9 protein-coding genes and 1 tRNA gene are annotated in these 11,766 nt (G+C 67.0%); 3 read left to right on the plus strand and 7 right to left on the minus strand.

The genetic code is table 11. The features are described from left to right. Nucleotides 1–188 precede the first annotated feature (188 nt). The 5 genes from AB3347_RS19880 to AB3347_RS19900 form a co-directional block, all read right to left on the minus strand. Entirely contained in the window at nucleotides 189–1,139 is a 951-nt protein-coding gene (locus tag AB3347_RS19880) for a ribose-phosphate pyrophosphokinase (RefSeq protein ID WP_369093450.1), read from the minus strand. 140 nt (nucleotides 1,140–1,279) lie between these two features. Continuing rightward, nucleotides 1,280–1,356 (minus strand) — tRNA-Gln (locus tag AB3347_RS19885). Between the two features lie 72 nt (nucleotides 1,357–1,428). Continuing rightward, the gene (gene ispE / locus AB3347_RS19890) at nucleotides 1,429–2,322 is read right to left on the minus strand and encodes a 4-(cytidine 5'-diphospho)-2-C-methyl-D-erythritol kinase (protein WP_369093451.1); all 894 of its coding nucleotides are present in this window, start codon (nucleotides 2,320–2,322) and stop codon (nucleotides 1,429–1,431) included. An 18-nt stretch (nucleotides 2,323–2,340) separates the two neighbouring features. Continuing rightward, on the minus strand, nucleotides 2,341–2,937 hold the full coding sequence (lolB, locus tag AB3347_RS19895; protein ID WP_369093452.1) for a lipoprotein insertase outer membrane protein LolB: 597 nt from the start codon (nucleotides 2,935–2,937) through the stop codon (nucleotides 2,341–2,343). Between the two features lie 80 nt (nucleotides 2,938–3,017). Next, nucleotides 3,018–4,850 carry a tetratricopeptide repeat protein gene (locus AB3347_RS19900; protein WP_369093453.1) on the minus strand — a complete coding sequence of 611 codons (1,833 nt, stop codon included), beginning with the start codon at nucleotides 4,848–4,850 and terminating at the stop codon, nucleotides 3,018–3,020. A gap of 124 nt (nucleotides 4,851–4,974) precedes the next feature. On the opposite strand from AB3347_RS19900, the gene mutM reads away from it, so the two are divergent. From mutM to mutY, 3 genes are read left to right on the plus strand one after another with little or no spacing between them, the layout of a single operon-like run. Further along, a complete protein-coding gene (mutM, locus tag AB3347_RS19905) occupies nucleotides 4,975–5,820 on the plus strand; it encodes a bifunctional DNA-formamidopyrimidine glycosylase/DNA-(apurinic or apyrimidinic site) lyase (RefSeq protein ID WP_369093454.1) in 846 nt (281 codons plus the stop codon). A gap of 19 nt (nucleotides 5,821–5,839) precedes the next feature. Further along, a complete protein-coding gene (locus AB3347_RS19910) occupies nucleotides 5,840–7,765 on the plus strand; it encodes a dynamin family protein (RefSeq protein WP_369093455.1) in 1,926 nt (641 codons plus the stop codon). Next, nucleotides 7,762–8,865 carry an A/G-specific adenine glycosylase gene (gene mutY / locus AB3347_RS19915; RefSeq protein ID WP_369093456.1) on the plus strand — a complete coding sequence of 368 codons (1,104 nt, stop codon included), beginning with the start codon at nucleotides 7,762–7,764 and terminating at the stop codon, nucleotides 8,863–8,865. The genes AB3347_RS19910 and mutY overlap by 4 nt, the downstream gene beginning before the upstream one ends. A 46-nt stretch (nucleotides 8,866–8,911) precedes the next feature. On the opposite strand, the gene AB3347_RS19920 is transcribed toward mutY, so the two are convergent. Next, the gene (locus AB3347_RS19920) at nucleotides 8,912–10,057 is read right to left on the minus strand and encodes a deoxyguanosinetriphosphate triphosphohydrolase (protein WP_369093457.1); all 1,146 of its coding nucleotides are present in this window, start codon (nucleotides 10,055–10,057) and stop codon (nucleotides 8,912–8,914) included. A 5-nt stretch (nucleotides 10,058–10,062) separates the two neighbouring features. Continuing rightward, a complete protein-coding gene (gene aroKB, locus AB3347_RS19925) occupies nucleotides 10,063–11,748 on the minus strand; it encodes a bifunctional shikimate kinase/3-dehydroquinate synthase AroKB (RefSeq protein ID WP_369093458.1) in 1,686 nt (561 codons plus the stop codon). Nucleotides 11,749–11,766 lie beyond the last annotated feature (18 nt).

The raw sequence follows: 11,766 nt of genomic DNA on the forward strand, positions 1-11,766 counted from the left end.
GACGCCAACCCGGTAACCCAGTGGTGACTGCCCCGCGACCAGGGCAGTCGTGAACAAGCGCCGTGTTGCGCGCTCAAGAATTCAGAAATGTTCAACGAACGCCGTCTGGCATTCGCAAAACAGTAGATGTTACAACGGCGCGCCGGCCAAGTCAGCCAGGCGCGCCGCAAAATACGACGAAGTGTTGCTTAGTCGACGAACAGCGACATCACCGAGTCGCCCTTCACGATCCGCTTGAAGGTCTCGGCCAGCAGCGGTGCGCAGGTCAGCTGGCGGATCTTGGTGCAGGCGGCGCCGGCGGCGCTCAGGGGGATGGTGTCGGTGACGACCAGTTCGTCGAGCGGGGAATTCTGGATGCGCTCGATTGCCGGACCGGACAGGACCGGGTGCGTGCAGTAGGCGACAACTTTCTTGGCGCCGCGCTCCTTGAGCACTTCGGCGGCCTTGCACAGCGTGCCGGCGGTGTCGACCATGTCGTCCATGATGACGCAGTTGCGGCCTTCGACTTCACCGATGATGTTCATGACTTCCGACACGTTCGCCTTCGGGCGGCGCTTGTCGATGATCGCCAGGTCGCAGCCGAGGCGCTTGGCCAGCGCACGGGCGCGCACCACGCCGCCGACGTCCGGCGACACGACCAGCAGGTCTTCGTAGTTGCGCTTCTGCAGGTCACCCAGCAGGATCGGCGACGCGTAGATGTTGTCGACCGGGATGTCGAAGAAGCCTTGGATCTGGTCGGCGTGCAGGTCCATGATCAGGACGCGCTCGACGCCGGCTTCTTCCAGCATGTTGGCGACGACCTTGGCCGAGATCGCGACGCGCGCCGAGCGCGGGCGGCGGTCCTGGCGGGCGTAGCCGAAGTAAGGGATGGCGGCGGTGATGCGGCCGGCCGATGCGCGCTTGAGCGCGTCGACCATCAGCATGATTTCCATCAGGTTGTCGTTGGTCGGTGCGCAGGTGGACTGCAGGACGAAGACGTCCTTGCCGCGCACGTTCTCGTTGATTTCGACCATGACTTCGCCGTCCGAGAATTTCGAAACGACTGCTTTGCCGAGTGGAATGCCGAGGTTCTTAGCGACCCCCTCTGCTAGTGCCGGATTGGCGTTGCCGGTAAAAACCATCAGGTTTTCGTAAGCCATGGAGGGAGTCCCAAGAGATAAACGTTGACACTGGAAAAACAATCAGCCGGATGAACCGGCTGATTAGCTTATCGATGCAGACTGTGCTGCACCGCGGTTTGTCCCGCTGGAGGATCGCGCCTCGACAGCCGGGAAAACTTTGGCAGGGGAACAAGGATTCGAACCTTGGAATGCCGGAATCAAAATCCGGTGCCTTAACCAACTTGGCGATTCCCCTACACGACTGAACTGCTTGCCGTTACATTCTACGTATTTTAACGTCTAACGTCGCGACAGGCAAAATTTTATTCTACAACTCGTTGATTTGCAAGAGCGATTTCATCGGGTGGCTCGCCAGCGAATGCGCTTTCCATGCTTTCCACTGTTTCGGCACCTGCGCCAAAACCTGGTCCGCTTCACGCTCGCCGGGGAAGGCACAGAACACACATGCCCCCGAGCCAGTCATCCTGGCATCGCCGTAGCCGCTCAACCATCTCACCGCCTCTGCTACCGGCGGGAACAGGCGTTCAGCCACGTCCTGCAAATCATTTTTTCCGAAGCCATTCTGCTTGCCTGAAACAGCGAGGCTACTGGAAAAGTCCGCTATTGTAACGGGTGCCGTATCTCTCGTCAAATCGGGCGCCGAAAAAATTGCCGGGGTCGGCACGGACACGCCCGGTTCGATCACCACGTACCAGCAATCCGGGCCGACCACGGCCTGCAGTCCTTCGCCGACGCCCTCGACAAAGGCGGTCTGGCCGAACAGGAAAAACGGGATATCGGCGCCGAGCGGCAGGCCGATCGCCATCAATTCCTGCTGCGTGAAGCCGGCCTGCCACAAATGGTTGCCTGCCATCAGCGCGGTGGCGGCGTCCGAGGAACCGCCTCCCAGCCCGCCGCCCATCGGCAGGATCTTCTCGATGGCGACATCGATCCCCGGCGGCAGCCGGCCATGGCGGCGCGCATATTCCGCCTGCAGCAGGCGCAGTGCGCGCACGATCAGGTCCTGCTCTTGCGGCACGCCCGGCACCTCGCTGGTGCGCACGATGCGGTCGTCGTCGCGCAGGTCGAAATGCAGGGTGTCGCCGCGATCGATCAGCTGGAACACGCTTTGCAGCAGGTGGTAGCCGTCGGCGCGGCGGCCGACGACGTGCAGGAACAAATTGAGCTTGGCCGGAGCCGGGCAATGGTGGAGCGAACGCATGAATCTCAAGCCTGTCTCTTATTCCTGCCCTGCCGGGTCGATCACGATGCGGATCGACAGGTCCTGGATGTCTCCCACGGCGCTGCGCTCCGCATGGATCACGCGCGGCAAGGGCTTGGCGGCGTTCGGGTCTTGCCATTCGACGAAGCGCAGGCGCCAGCCGTCCTGGGTGCTGACCTCGTTCTTCGCCGGCGACGCGGCGAAACGCTGTCCCTGCGCGTCCACGGCATAGCCCTGCAGCCAGTCGCGCAGGCCGGATACCGGCAGCGGCCAGCCCAGCGTGCGCTGGGTCAGGGTGTCGATATTCGCCTCGCTCAAGGGGGCATGGCCGGCCTGGGTCAGCGTGGCCGACTGCGGCCTTACCTGGATGGTCGCCATGGTCTGCCCCAGCGGATTGGCCAGCGTGAGGTCCACGCTGCCCGGACGCTGCACCCAGTCGAAGGCGCCGGTCATGGACTCCTGCTTGCCGTCCTTCTGGTAGTTCACCGACAGGCGGCCGGCCAGGTCGATGGTGTCGCGGTAGGCGCCCACGGTGGCGACATTGGAGCTGGTGGTGGCGCAGCCGGCCAGCGCGGCAGCGAGGGCGAGCAAGGTCAGGCGTCGGGTAATCGGCATCGGCAAATGGGGTAGTTGCGGGAACGGGTTGACGTCGATGCGCGGCCGCATGCTGAGCGGCCGCGCAAAGGGAGATTATTTCACAAGCTCTGGCGCAGGCGCGCCAGCGTGCTGCGCAAGGTGTCGTTCTCGGGGTCCTTGGCGCGCGCCTCGCGCCACAGCTCCTGTGCGGCGGCATGCTGGCCCTTCTGGAACAGCACTTCTCCCAGGTGCACCGCGATCTCGGGGTCGCGCCGCAGCGCGTAGGCGTTGCGCAGGTGCTTCTCGGCCTCGTCGAGCTTGCCCATGCGGTACTGCACCCAGCCCATGCTGTCCATGATGAAGGGGTCGCCCGGCGCCATCTCGAGCGCCTTGGCGACCAGGGCGTAGGCTTCCTGCAGGCGCACGTTGCGCTCGGCCAGCGAATAGCCGAGGGCGTTGTAGGCGTGGTGGTTGTCCGGCGCCAGCGTCATCACGTCGCGCAAGGCTTTTTCCATCACGTCGACGCGGCCGATCTTTTCGGCCAGCAGCGCGAAGTCGTACAGCAGGTCGGGATTCTTCGGGAAGCGCTTGGCGGCCGCCTCCATCAGCGAGTAGGCCTCGAGTGTGCGGCCGGCGTCGCGCAGCAGCTGCGATTCCGCCACCGCCACCTGCGCCTGCTGCGCCGGCTCGGCCGGCTTCAGGCCGGCCAGCAGCTTGCGTCCGCCGGCCAGGTCGCCCTGGCGTCCCAGCAATTGCGCGCGGCGCAGCTGGGCGCTGAACAGCAGTTGCGGCTCGGTGCCCGGCGGGATTTTCTCGAGCCAGGCCAGCGCCGCCGGGTAGTCGCGGCGCTCTTCGGCGATCTGGGCCAGGATCAGCAGCGCGCGGGTGGGGTCGCGCTCGTCGTCCGGATTGCGGCCGAGCGCTTCGATGAAGCGGGTGAAATAGCTTTCGGCGCCCTGGACATCGTTCATCTGGGTCGCCAGCACCCCCAGCGCATACAGGTTGGCGGCATCGTCCGGCCGGCCCTTGAGCAGGGCTTCGAACTGGGCGCGCGCCTGCGGGTACTGCTTCTGGTTCACCAGCACGCGGGCATGGGCGGTGCGCACCTCGCGCGCCTCCGGGTGGGTCTTGAGGAAGGCTTCCAGCATCGGGCCGACCCTGGCGTCGTCCTCGAGCACCTGGGCCATCATCAGCACCGCGATTTCCGAGTCCGGCTTGGCCTTCAGGGCAGCCTGGGCCGCATTCATGGCCGCGTCCTTGTCGCCGCGCGCCAGCGCCGCCTGGGCGCGCACGATGCGGGCTTCGAAGGTAGCGTCATACGGCGCAATGACGCGCTCGAGCATGGCCGCCGCCGCTTCCTTGTCCTTGGCGCGGCCCAGCAGCTGCTGGATCTGGAACAGCAGCAGGCCGCGCTTGTCAAGCGGGGCTTCGCGCAGGCGTTCCACGAAGATCGGTTCCACGTCGGCGATGTTGTCCGAGGTGACCACCATGCCGACGAAATACTGGGTTGCCTCGTCCGATTCCGGGTCGAGCTCGCGCCACAGGCGCACTGCCGCCAGGGTATCGTCGGCCTGGCGCGCCGAGACCGCCATCTCGGCCGCACGGCGCGCCAGGCGCGGGTCACGGGTCTGCTGGGCCAGCGACAGCATGGTCAGGTAAGGCCCCTGCCAGTCGCCCTTGCGAAATGCAAACTCGGCCTTAAGTAACTGATTCAGCAGGCTGCTGGTCAGCGCGACCTTCGGCAGGCGTGCTTCCGCCTCGGCCCGGGCCTTGGCGTCGAGCTCTTCCTCGCTCGGCGCTTCCGCATCGGGCTCAGCGGCTTGCCCGGATGCCGCCTCGGCCGCCGCCAGGGGCGTGTCCGAGGACGCGCCCTGCGCAGTCTGCTGTTGCGGCGCGACAGCGCACGCTGCCAGGATGCTGGAGAGGGTTACAATGACGAAAGCGTTTTTCAAGGCAATTCCGGGGTTCTGAGATGTTGTCTGATTCTACGCTCAAGCATGCGCCCGCGTGCACTGCAGCGCGTTTTATCCCTGCTGCTTAATTGCGGTTTAAGAATGTACATCACTCCCCTTCCCCATGCCTGAACTGCCTGAAGTAGAAGTCACCCGGCGCGGTGTCGCACCCCACATCGAAGGCCGTGTCGTCGAACAGGTGGTGCTGCGCCGCGAAGGCCTGCGCTGGCCCTTCCCGCCCGACCTGGCGCAGCTGCTGGTCGGCCACCGCATCCTGGCGACAGGACGGCGCGGCAAGTACCTGCTGATCGAATTCGAGCACGGCACCCTGATCGTCCACCTCGGCATGTCGGGCCACCTGCGCGTGCTGCCGCCCGGGATCGAGCCGCGCAAGCACGACCACTTCGACCTGGTCGTGATCGGGACGGATGCGGGTCCGGAAGGACGACAGGTGCTGCGCCTGCACGACCCGCGCCGCTTCGGCGCCGTGCTCTGGCACGGCAAGGACGAAGGCGAACTGGAACAGCACCTGCTGCTGCGCGGCCTCGGCGTGGAGCCGCTGGGCGAGGGCTTTTCGGGCGAGCTGCTGTGGCGCGAAACGCGCAAGCGCAACGCGCCCATCAAGCAGGTGCTGCTGGCGGGCGACATCGTGGTCGGCGTCGGCAACATCTACGCCTGCGAAAGCCTGTTCCGGGCCGGGATCAACCCGAAAACCCCGGCCGCGCGCATCAGCCGGGCGCGCTACGAGCGGCTGGCCGAGGCCATCAAGGACATCCTCGCCGCCGCCATCGTGCAGGGCGGCAGTACCTTGAAAGACTTTATTGCAGTGAACGGACAATCTGGATATTTCCAGCAGACATATTTCGTCTATGATCGTGCTGGAGTGCCCTGCCGCAACTGTGGGACGCCGGTCCGCCAGATCAAGCAGGGCCAGCGCTCGACTTTCTACTGCGTGCAGTGCCAGCGATGAATTCGTAGGGTTTTCAGAGATGCAGGATTTTCAACAGTATGGCGCATGGCGCGCTGCTGTCGCGGAGGCGCTGGAAGGCTACGGCGCCGCGCTGCGCGAGGCTGCGCTGCTCGACGGCGCCGGCGAGCAGCAGCTCGCGCGGGCCCTGGCGCGCCTGCGCGACGACCGCCTGTCGGTGGCCTTCGTGGCCGAGTTCTCGCGCGGGAAAACCGAGCTGATCAACGCGATCTTCTTCGCCGATTACGGCCAGCGCATCCTGCCGTCCAGCGCTGGACGCACCACCATGTGCCCGACCGAACTGCTGTACGACGCCGCGCGGCCACCCTGCATCCGCCTGCTGCCGATCGAAACGCGCGCCAGCAACCTGTCCACCAGCGATTATCGAATGAACGGCGGGGAGAACAGCGGAGACGACAGCGCGAGCTGGACCGTGCTGCCGCTCGACCTCGACGCCCCCGAGCGCATGAGCGAGGCCTTCCGCCAGGTGAGCCAGACGCGCCGCGTCGCGGCTGACGAGGCGCAGCACTACGGGCTGTGGAACCCGGAAGACCCGGACAGCGCCACCAGCCTGGCCCCGGACGGTACGGTCGAGATCCCGCAATGGCGCCACGCGATCATCAACCTGCCGCACCCGCTGCTGAAACAAGGCCTGGTGATCCTCGACACGCCCGGCCTGAACGCGATCGGCACCGAGCCCGAGCTGACGCTCAAGCTGATTCCGAACGCCCACGCGGTGCTGTTCATCCTGGCCGCGGAAACCGGCGTCACCAAGAGCGACATCGAGGTCTGGCGCACCCATATCGGCGCCGGACCGGGACGCATGGCGGTGCTGAACAAGATCGACGCGATGTGGGACGAGCTGCGCTCGCCGCAGGAAAACGATGCCGAGATCGCGCGCCAGCAGCAAGATGTAGCCCAGCTGCTGGGACTGGACAGCGCGCGCGTGTACCCGGTGTCGGCGCAGAAGGCGCTGGTCGGCAAGATCAACGGCGACATGGCCCTGTTCGAGAAGAGCCGCCTGGGCCAGCTCGAGGCGGCGCTGTTCCACGACCTGATTCCGGCGCGCCGCGCAATCATCGAGCGCCAGCTGCGCGCCGACCTCGACCTGCTCGCCGGCGGGCAGCAGGTGCTGGCGACGGCGCGCATGCGCGACCTGGCCGAGCAGCAGCAGGAACTGAAAAGCCTGCGCGGCAAGAACCAGGGCGTGATCGCGCACATGGCGCGCCGCGTCGAGCTCGAGAAGAAGGAATTCGACGCCAGCCTGTTCAAGCTGCAGGGCACCCGCGCCGTGTTCGCGCGCCTGTCGACCGAGCTGTATTCGACCCTGGGCATGGACACCGTGCAGGAACACACCGACGCGGTGCGCGCGGCGATGCAGGCCGCGCGCTTCGCGACCGGCATGCGCGCTCCTGTGCGCAGCTATTTCGAGACCATGCGCGCCAAGCTCGACGCCTCGGCCGGCAAGGTCGCCGAGATCAGCGTCATGATGGACAGCATGGTCCGCAAGTTCTCGGCCGAGCACGGCCTGTCGCTGTCCAGCCCGATGGCGCTCTCGCTGGAGCGCTACCGGCGCGAGCTGGACGAGGTCGAGGCGTTGTTCCTGAAGCAGTTCGGCACCGCCACCCTGCTCATGACCAGCCGCTCCACCCTGCTCGAGCGCTTCTTCGATTCGATCGCCTCGCGCGTGCGCCACTGTTTCCGCGAAGCCAACCTCGAGGCCGAAACCTGGCTGAAAGTGATCATGGCGCCGCTGGAAACGGCGATCCGCCAGCACCGCGGCCAGCTGCGCCACCGCCAGGTCTCGATCCAGCGCATCCATGACGCCACCGACAGCCTGGAGCAGAAGATCGCCGCCTTCGAGAGCACGCAGCAGGCGCTGGAAGCCACCCGCGCGCAGCTCGCGCAAGCCGCGGCGCGGGTCGTGGCGGCGATGGAGGCGGCATGAAACGCCTGACCGAATTCGACCAGCTGGCCGACCCCACCTTTTCGCAGGCGGTGATCGACTGGCAGCGCAGCCACGGCCGCCATACGCTGCCCTGGCAGAACACCACCGACGCCTACCGCATCTGGCTGTCCGAGATCATGCTGCAGCAGACCCAGGTAGCGGCGGTGCTCGGCTACTATGCGCGCTTCCTGGAACGATTCCCGACCGTGCAGGCGCTGGCCGAGGCGCCGGTTGATGCCGTGATGGCGCACTGGAGCGGCCTGGGCTACTACACCCGGGCGCGCAACCTGCACGCCTGCGCGAGGCGCGTGGTGCAGGACTACGGCGGCGTGTTCCCGAGCGACCCGGCGCTGCTGGCCGAGCTGCCCGGCATCGGCCGCTCGACCGCCGCGGCGATTGCCGCCTTTTCCAGCGGCGCCCGCGCCGCCATCCTGGACGGGAACGTCAAGCGGGTGTTCGCGCGGGTGTTCGGCATCGACCAGTATCCGGGCGAGAAGCGGGTCGAGGATGCGCTGTGGCGCCGCGCCGACGCGCTGCTGCCCGAGCAAGGCATCGAATCCTATACCCAGGGCCTGATGGACCTGGGCGCGACCCTGTGCACGCGCAGCCGCCCGGATTGCCCGCGCTGCCCGCTGCAGGCGCGCTGCGTGGCCTACGCCACCGGCCGCACGGCCGAGCTCCCGGTACGCAAGCCGAAGAAGGCCACGCCGGAGAAGCGGGCCGCCTTGCTGGTGGTGATCGACCGCGGGCAGGTGCTGCTGGAGCAGCGCCCGGACAGCGGGATCTGGGGCGGGCTGCTGTCGCTGCCGGAAGCGGACGGCCACCTGGGCATCGACGTCGACGCCGTGGCGTCCTCCGCGGTCGCCGCCGCGGCGGCGCAGTTCGGGACGGTGGACGAGGTCCAGGCGCTCAGGCCGCTGGTGCACGTGTTCACGCACTACAAGCTGCACGTCAATCCGTGGCAGGTGCGGCTGTCGGCGCGCGGCGCGGCGACCGGCAGGCACCTGTGGTGGGACCTGCACGCGATCGGCGAGGCGCCGCTGCCAGCGCCGGTGAAGAAGCTGTTGCAGGAGCTGGCGCAGCCGGGATTGTTTGGCTGAGCACGCGGCGCAATCGCCGTTCGTAGGGTGGCCGACGGCTCCGGAGTCAGAAATGGTCGAGCGAGAAGATGCGCCGGTGCTCCCGGATGGCGTAGCGGTCGGTCATCCCCGCGATGTAATCCGCGATCTTGCGTGCCTGCTGCATCCGCATTTCTTCCCCTTCGCCTTCCACCTGGTAGTCGTTCGGCAGCAGCACCGGGTCGGTCATGAAGGCTTCGAACAGCTCGCGCACGATGCGGCTGGCCTTGACGCGCATGCGGTTGACCTGGAAGTGGCGGTACAGGTTGGCGTACAGGAAGCGCTTCAGGGCGGTGGTCTCGGCGCGCATCTGCGGCGAGAAGCGGATCAGCGGCGGGCCGTCGCGCACCTCGTCGATGCTCTTCGGCGCCGCCTCCTGCAGCAGCGCGCGCGAGGTCTCGACCAGGTCGGCCGTCATCGCCGTGATCATCAGGCGGATCGTCTCGTACAGCGCGCGCCGCCCCGGCAAGCCCGGGTACTGGGTTTCCACCATGTGGCGGTGGCGCGCGAACAGTTCCACTTCTTCCATCTGCGCCATGGTGAGCAGGCCGGAACGCAGGCCGTCGTCGATGTCGTGGTTGTTGTACGCGATCTCGTCGGCCAGGTTGGTCAGCTGCGCTTCCAGGCTGGGCTGGCTGCGCTCCATGAAGCGGCGCCCGAGCTCGCCCAGCTGGCGCGCATTCGCCAGCGAGCAGTGCTTGAGGATGCCCTCGCGCGTCTCGAAGGTGAGGTTCAGGCCGTTGAAGGCGCCGTAGTGCTCTTCCAGCTCGTCCACCACGCGCAGGCTCTGCAGGTTGTGCTCGAAGCCGCCGAAGTCTTTCATGCACTCGTTGAGCACGTCCTGGCCCACGTGGCCGAAAGGCGTGTGCCCGAGGTCGTGCGCCAGCGCGGTGGCCTCGACCAGGTCTTCGTTCAGCTGCAGGCTGCGCGCCAGCGTGCGCCCGATCTGCGCCACCTCGATGCTGTGCGTGAGGCGGGTGCGGAACAGGTCACCCTCGTGGTTGAGGAAGACCTGGGTCTTGTACTCGAGCCGGCGGAAGGCCGTCGAGTGGATGATGCGGTCGCGGTCGCGCTGGTATTCGCTGCGCGATCCTGCCGGCGGCTCGATGTGCGTGCGGCCGCGCGACTTCGACGAATGGGCTGCATAAGGGGCAAGGCGTGCGTCGAAGTCCATGGTGTTCACTCCTCGTCGGCGGCCACGCAGGCGCTCAGGGTGGCCTTCAGGATGTCCGGCGGCACCGTCGTGATCGCCGGGCTGCCGAGCGGCTTGAGCAGGATGAACTTGATCTCTCCGCCCTCGTTCTTCTTGTCGACCGCCATCAGCTCGATCCAGCGATCGAGGCCCAGGTCGGGCGCCACGGTCGGCAGGCCGGCCGCCTTCACCAGCTTGCGCACGCGCTGCACCGTGGCCGCGTCGACCAGGCCGAGGCGCGCCGACAGGTCGGCCGCCATCACCATGCCGCAGCCGACGGCTTCGCCGTGCAGCCAGGTGCCGAAGCCCAGGCCCGCCTCGATCGCGTGGCCGAAGGTGTGGCCGAAATTCAGCACGGCGCGCAGGCCGCCTTCGCGTTCGTCCTTGCGCACCACCTCGGCCTTGATCTCGCAGGAGCGTGCGATCGCGTAGGCCATCGCTTCGGGTTCGCGCGCCACCAGGCGGGCGATGTTGGCCTCGATCCAGTCGAAGTAGGCGGCATCCAGGATGGCGCCGTGCTTGATCACCTCTGCCAGGCCGGCCGCCAATTCACGCGGCGGGAGCGTGTCCAGGGTGGCGGTGTCGGTGATCACGGCGCGCGGCTGGTAGAACGCGCCGATCATGTTCTTGCCCAGCGGGTGGTTGATGCCGGTCTTGCCGCCCACCGAGGAGTCGACCTGCGACAGCAACGTGGTCGGCACCTGCACGAAGGGCACGCCGCGCATGTAGCTGGAGGCGGCGAAGCCGGCCAGGTCGCCGATCACGCCGCCGCCCAGCGCCACGATGGTGGTCTTGCGGTCGCATTTGTGCTGGAGCAGCGCGTCGTACACCAGGTTGAGCGACTGCCAGTTTTTATGTTCTTCGCCGTCCGGCAGGACGATCTCGACCACCTCGCGCCCGGCTGCGCGCAGGGCGCCGGCGACCCGTTCCAGGTACAGCGGCGCGACGGTGGTGTTGGTGACGATGGCGGCCTTGCCGCCGTCGATGTGGCGCGCCAGCAGCGCGGCGTCGTGCAGCAGTTGCGGGCCGATCGTGATCGGGTAGCTGCGCTCGCCCAGCTCGACGTTGAGAATGGTGGGTGCAGGTTGGTTCATCGCGTTCATCGGGTCGCTTGCCAGCCGGCGCGCAAGGTAAGCTGCATGGGCGGCCTCCTGCACGGCGAGCTGGTCCAAAATGGTCTGTACCATCGATTGTACGTTAGGTCGGCCGGTGTCGATGACGAGGTCCGCAATCTCGCGGTACAGCGGGTCGCGCTGGACCAGCAGCTCCTCGAGCTTGGCGCGCGGGTCGGCGGTCTGCAGCAGCGGGCGGTTCTTGTCGTGCGAGGTGCGCTGCAGGATGCTGCCGATCGAGGCGCGCAGGTAGATCACGGTGCCGCGCGCGGCCAGAAGCGCGCGGCTGGCGGGGTTCAGCACGGCGCCGCCGCCGGTGGCCAGCACCAGGCCGTCCTGCGCCGTCAGCTCGCGGATCATGTCCGCTTCGCGCCGGCGAAAGCTGCCCTCGCCCTCGATCTCGAAGATCCAGGGGATCGTGGCGCCGGTGCGTGCTTCGATCTCGTGGTCCGAGTCGACGAAGCGCATGCCGAGCTTGCGCGCCAGCTGGCGGCCGATGGTGGTCTTCCCGGCTCCCATCAGGCCGACCAGGAAGATGTTGTTGTTCTTGGGATGAGGCACTGCCAGGTCCGCAGAAAT

The sequence above is a fragment of the Massilia sp. X63 genome (assembly GCF_041023745.1).
GTDB lineage: Bacteria > Pseudomonadota > Gammaproteobacteria > Burkholderiales > Burkholderiaceae_D > Telluria.

Bases quoted from the DNA above. Each gene is read 5' to 3' on its own strand.
- AB3347_RS19880 (WP_369093450.1), bottom strand. From the start codon at position 1,139: ATGGCTTACGAAAACCTGATGGTTTTTACCGGCAACGCCAATCCGGCA.
- ispE (WP_369093451.1), bottom strand. From the start codon at position 2,322: ATGCGTTCGCTCCACCATTGCCCGGCTCCGGCCAAGCTCAATTTGTTC.
- lolB (WP_369093452.1), bottom strand. From the start codon at position 2,937: ATGCCGATTACCCGACGCCTGACCTTGCTCGCCCTCGCTGCCGCGCTG.
- mutM (WP_369093454.1), top strand. From the start codon at position 4,975: ATGCCTGAACTGCCTGAAGTAGAAGTCACCCGGCGCGGTGTCGCACCC.
- AB3347_RS19910 (WP_369093455.1), top strand. From the start codon at position 5,840: ATGCAGGATTTTCAACAGTATGGCGCATGGCGCGCTGCTGTCGCGGAG.
- mutY (WP_369093456.1), top strand. From the start codon at position 7,762: ATGAAACGCCTGACCGAATTCGACCAGCTGGCCGACCCCACCTTTTCG.
- AB3347_RS19920 (WP_369093457.1), bottom strand. From the start codon at position 10,057: ATGGACTTCGACGCACGCCTTGCCCCTTATGCAGCCCATTCGTCGAAG.